Annotated in this window: 5 protein-coding genes; 1 reads left to right on the plus strand and 4 read right to left on the minus strand. The window is 64.4% G+C overall.

The genetic code is table 11. The features are described from left to right. A partial coding sequence (locus EN994_RS17295) for a twin-arginine translocation signal domain-containing protein (RefSeq protein ID WP_127307674.1) occupies positions 1-256 on the minus strand: 256 nt, incomplete at its 3' end. Next, positions 237-1,373 carry an ABC transporter ATP-binding protein gene (locus EN994_RS17300; RefSeq protein ID WP_127307675.1) on the minus strand — a complete coding sequence of 379 codons (1,137 nt, stop codon included), beginning with the start codon at positions 1,371-1,373 and terminating at the stop codon, positions 237-239. The genes EN994_RS17295 and EN994_RS17300, both read right to left, overlap by 20 nt. A 114-nt stretch (positions 1,374-1,487) precedes the next feature. Here EN994_RS17300 and EN994_RS17305 point away from each other — a divergent pair, with 114 nt between their 5' ends. Then, the gene (locus EN994_RS17305; protein WP_024504754.1) at positions 1,488-2,294 is read left to right on the plus strand and encodes a LuxR C-terminal-related transcriptional regulator; all 807 of its coding nucleotides are present in this window, start codon (positions 1,488-1,490) and stop codon (positions 2,292-2,294) included. A 5-nt stretch (positions 2,295-2,299) separates the two neighbouring features. Here the strand turns inward: EN994_RS17305 and EN994_RS17310 are convergent, their stop codons facing one another. Next, the gene (locus EN994_RS17310) at positions 2,300-4,366 is read right to left on the minus strand and encodes a 3-hydroxyacyl-CoA dehydrogenase NAD-binding domain-containing protein (protein WP_063169503.1); all 2,067 of its coding nucleotides are present in this window, start codon (positions 4,364-4,366) and stop codon (positions 2,300-2,302) included. A gap of 137 nt (positions 4,367-4,503) precedes the next feature. Beyond that, on the minus strand, positions 4,504-5,060 hold a 557-nt coding region (locus tag EN994_RS17315; RefSeq protein WP_164745979.1), incomplete at its 5' end, for an ABC transporter permease.

Below are 5,060 nucleotides of genomic sequence, written 5' to 3' on the forward strand. Positions count from 1 at the left end.
TCTTGAAGTTCTCGAAGGTCGCCGGGTCGTGATAGTTCGGCCAGGTGGCGATCGACATGCGGTCGCCAAGGCTTTCGGCGGCAAAGGCTGGTGTCGGCATGATGCCGATCTCGCGCGCCATCACCGCCGTGGCAATGCCAAGGCCGGTGAGGCCGAGGAAGTCGCGGCGGCCGATCGAGCCGCGCTTCAAACGCATCAGCTGGTCGACGAAATTCTCAGGGCTTATCGGCAGTCCGTCACGATATGATTTCGACATGTTTATCTACCCTCTGGTTGGTCCCGTTGTTCTTGGTCTCCGCAAACGCCAGCGGCGTTCCGGAGGCAAAGCCGATGGCGACGGGTTCACCCGGCTTGAAGAGGTTGCCGTGACCGATCAGGTGATCGGCTTTGGCCAGCAGCGTTCCGATGCCCTTGACCTCGATCGCGTATTCCGCCGTCGAGCCCAGGAATATCCGGTTGCGGACGATGCCCTTGAATGGGCCGCTTGCCTGGGCGCCGAGACTGAGCGATTCAGGACGCAGGCTGACCGAAACGACCTCGCCCTGCTGCAAAGCGGTCCGTTTGCGCGCCGCAATGACGGTGCCGTCGGCAAGCGCCACCTCCACCAGATCGCCCGAATGCCCGGCGACAGTACCGCTCAAGAGATTGGTCTTGCCGACGAAATCGGCAACAAACAGGTCGGCCGGTTCGTCATAGATCTCGCTCGGCTGCCCGAGCTGGACGATGCGACCGCCATTCATGACGCAGACGAAATCGCTCATCGACAGCGCTTCCTCCTGGTCGTGCGTGACCAGCACGAAGGTGATGCCGATCTCGCGCTGCAGGTTCTGCAGCTCGATCTGCATGTCGGTGCGCAGCTTCTTGTCGAGCGCCGCCAGCGGCTCATCGAGCAAGAGCACCGCCGGCTTGTTGACCAGGGCGCGGGCAAGCGCCACACGCTGCTGCTGGCCGCCCGACAGTTCGTGGATCTTGCGGCGGCCATAGCCGGCGAGCCGCACCATTTCGAGCGCCTCGCCCGCCCTTGAGGCGATCTCGCGCGAAGACAGCCTTGGCCGCGCCTGGCGCAGCCCATAGGCGACATTGTCCTCGACATCGAGATGCGGAAACAGCGCGTATTGCTGGAACACCATGTTGACCGGCCGCCGGTAGGGCGGCGTGCCGGCCATGTCCTGGCCGCGAATGAACACCTGGCCTTCGCTCGGCTGTTCGAAGCCGCCGATCATGCGCAGGCAGGTGGTCTTGCCGCAGCCGGAGGGACCGAGCAGCGCGACAAAGGCGGAGGGCGGGACAGCGAGATCGATGCCGCTGACCGCGGTCACCGCGCCATAGCGCTTGGTGACGCCGCGAAATTCGATGTCGGGCACTGCGGTCAAGGCTGATGGCTCCAGCAACAGGGCAATATCGGAACGCTACCAGAGCCAATGGCGGCTAGTATATACCTCTCAGGTGGTATATCTGATCTATTTTCTCGTTTAAGGGGGTATGCATTGTCCCGCAGCGACGAATACAGCCGGCTCGCCACGCTCGTCGCGACGACGCGGGAGACCAGCGGCGATCTCTTTGGCCAGGCGCTGGTCGAGTGGCTGCGGCAGCACGTTAGATTCGACCACTGCGTGATCTTCGGCTATCGCGGCGCCTCGCGCCCGCCGCTGCTGTTCGAGACCTTCTCGCCCACCGAGAGCCATGTGTTCGTCGCGCTCTATCAGGAAGGGCCGTATCTGCTCGATCCGTTCCATCACGCTGCGGTCGAGCGCAAGGAAGGGTTCTGGCGCATGCGCGAGCTGGCGCCGGACCGTTTCTATGCCAGCGAGTATTTCCGCTCCTATTACAGCCAGACCAGGCTGGCCGAGGAGGTCGGCTTCTTCGTGCCGCTGCCGGGCAAGGATGCGCTGGTGTTGTCGCTGATGCGGCTGCGCGCTTCAGGCCCTTTCGGCACCGCCGATGCCAGATTGCTGCGCGACATGGCTCCCGCGGTGATCAGCTTCATCAGGTTGCGCTGGCCTGCTCTTCCGGCCGACGAAACGGCGGAAGCGAAGCAGGACGAGACGGCCGCTATGGTCAACGAATTCGACCGCGCCCATATCTGGCAGAGCCTGTCGCTGACGCCGCGCGAAAAGCATGTCGTCGACCTGGTGTTGCAGGGGCATTCGACGGAGTCGATCGCCCGCGCCATGCGCATCGTGCCGGGAACCGTGAAAGTCCATCGCCGCAACATCTACCGCAAGCTCAAGATCAAGTCGCAGGCCGGCCTGTTCGCGCGCTTCGTCGAGATCATCGATGCACGGATCCGGTAGGCTCTCTAACCGCCGGCTTCCCACGACCCGGTCTCGGCCATCCGCTTCAGCAACGGCGCCGGCTTGAACACATCCTTGCCCGTCCGTTGATGCCAGTATTCGAGCCGCTCGATGATCCTGGCCGGACCTTCAAGGCCAACCCAGAACATCGGTCCGCCCTTGCCGATGGGAAAGCCGTAGCCATTGACCCAGACGACATCGATGTCGGACGCACGGGCCGCTATGCCTTCCTCCAGGATCTTGGCGCCCTCGTTGATCAGGGGGTAAAGCGTGCGCTCTACGATTTCCTCCGCACTGATCGCACGCGGTGCGATACCCTTCTCGGCGGCCTTGTCGCGGATCAGCGCTTCAACCTCGGGATCCGGCACTGGCGTGCGCGCGCCAGCCTCATAGAGGTAAAAACCCCGGCCGGTCTTCTGGCCGAAACGTCCTTGTTCGCACAGCGTGTCGGCGATCACGGCTTTCTGGCCGCGTGCCTTGCGGTTGCGCCAGCCAATATCGAGACCGGCGAGATCGCCCATTTGGAACGGCCCCATCGGCCAGCCGAAATCGGTGAACACCTGGTCGATCTGGCTGGGCGTTGCGCCTTCCAGAAGAAGCGCTTCCGATTCCGAGCCCCGCGCGGCAAGCATGCGGTTGCCGACGAAGCCGTGGCAGACGCCGACCACGACGGCCACCTTGCCGATCCGCCTCGCCAGGTCGACTGATGTCGCCAGCGCATCGGGCGCGGTCTTCTCGGCGCGCACGATCTCCAAGAGCTTCATGACATTGGCCGGCGAAAAGAAATGCAGGCCGAGCACATCCTGCGGCCGCGAGGTCGAGGCAGCGATTTCGTTGATGTCGAGATAGGAGGTGTTGGTGGCCAGGATCGCGCCGGGCTTCGCCACGGCTTCGAGCTTGCCGAACACTTCCTTCTTGACCGCCATGTCCTCGAACACCGCCTCGACGATCAGGTCGCAATCGGCGAGATCGGCATAGTCGGTGGAGCCCTTGAACTGGGCGAGCCGCTCCCGCTTGGCGTCGTCGCTGAGCGAACCGCGCGTGACGGAAACCGAGTAGTTCCTGTCGATGGTCGCCAAGCCACGCTGCAATGCCTCACGGCTGGTTTCCAGCAAGGTCACGGGATATCCGCCATTGGCGAAGGCCATGGCAATGCCGCCGCCCATCGTACCGGCACCGATGACGCCGACGCGGGCGATCCTGCGCTTGACGACGTCTTTTCCTGGAAGCTTTGTCGCCTCACGTTCGGCGAAGAACAGATGGCGCTGCGCCCGCGATTGGTCGCTGGCGACCAGCTTGACGAACAGCGCACGCTCTGCCGCCAGTGCCGCATCGAACGGCAGCGTGACGGCATTGCGCACCGACTGCGCACAAGCGATCGGCGCCTCGAGGCCGCGCGCTTTCCTGGCAAGATCCGCAGCCCCGGCGTCGAACGCCGCGAGATCAGTCTGCTTGAGACCATCATTGCGATCGCGCACCGGCGTGAAGGGACCACCCTTGCGGGCGATTTCCCCAGCGAAGTTCACGGCATGCGTGGTCAGATCGCCTTCGAAGACGGCATCGACGAGACCGGCGGCGTGCGCCTCGGTCGCGCCGATCGGCGCACCTGAGACGATCATCTTCAACGCCTTCACCGCGCCGACAAGGCGCGGCAGCCGTACCGTGCCACCGCCACCCGGCAGCAGGCCGAGTTTGACTTCCGGCAGGCCGAGCTTGGCGCCGGCATCGGCAACACGGAAATGGCAGCCCAGCGCCAGCTCCAGCCCGCCGCCGAGCGCGGTGCCGTGGATGGCTGCGACCGTCGGCTTGGCGATGGTTTCCAGCGTCGCCACGATGGCGCGCAGTTCGGGCTGCTGCATCGGCTTGCCGAACTCGGTGATGTCGGCGCCGGCGACAAACGTCCGGCCGGCGCATGCAATGACTATGGCGGCAACCGACGCATCGTCGCGCAATTCGACCAGCGCCTGCATCAGCGGTTCGCGGACATGGAAGCTCAGCGCGTTGACCGGCGGATTGTCGATGGTGACGACGGCAACGTCGCCGTCGCGGCTGACCTTCACAAAATCGGACACGCAAACCTCCCAGCATTATTCAGCGGCCGTGGCCACGCGAACGGGATTTACAGCGCCATAACGTCGAAGGGAACCGGATGTCGGCCTGGCACAATGATTACAGGCCTTGAAGGTGTCTGGGACGACGAAGGCGGAGGCTACCGCAGCGCCTTCTGCCCGCCCGCCGCCGTGATCACCCCGACGATGATCAGCCCCGTCAGCAGCAACCGCACCCCGGCGCTCACCCCAAACGTGTTGAGCATGGTCAAAAGCAGCACCAGGAACAAAGCCGCGCCCCAGACGCCGGGGACATTGGCCTTGCCGCCGGCGACCGACGTGCCGCCGATGACGACGACGGCGATCGAGGCCAGCAGATATTCGTTGCCGATGTCGACATTGGCGCCGCGGAAATAGCCGGCGAGCAGCGCGCCGTCGATGCCGCCGAGCGCGCCCGACAGCGTGTAGGTGAGGAAGCGGATGCGGCCGACATTGACACCGGCCAGCCACGCCGCGCGAATGTTCTGGCCGATCGCCAGCACCGAGCGGCCATAGATCATACGCTGCAGCGCGATGGCCGCGCCGACGGTGAACAATACCGTGAGGATCGCCAGCACCGGAATGCCCAGCACCTGCCAGTTGGCAAAATCGGCGAAGCCCGGCGGCGGCTTGATCTGCAGCCCGCGGCCATAGCTGATGTCGATCGACTGGATGATGA

This window comes from Mesorhizobium sp. M7A.F.Ca.CA.002.09.1.1, from assembly GCF_003998555.1.
In the GTDB taxonomy this organism is placed as follows: domain Bacteria; phylum Pseudomonadota; class Alphaproteobacteria; order Rhizobiales; family Rhizobiaceae; genus Mesorhizobium; species Mesorhizobium ciceri.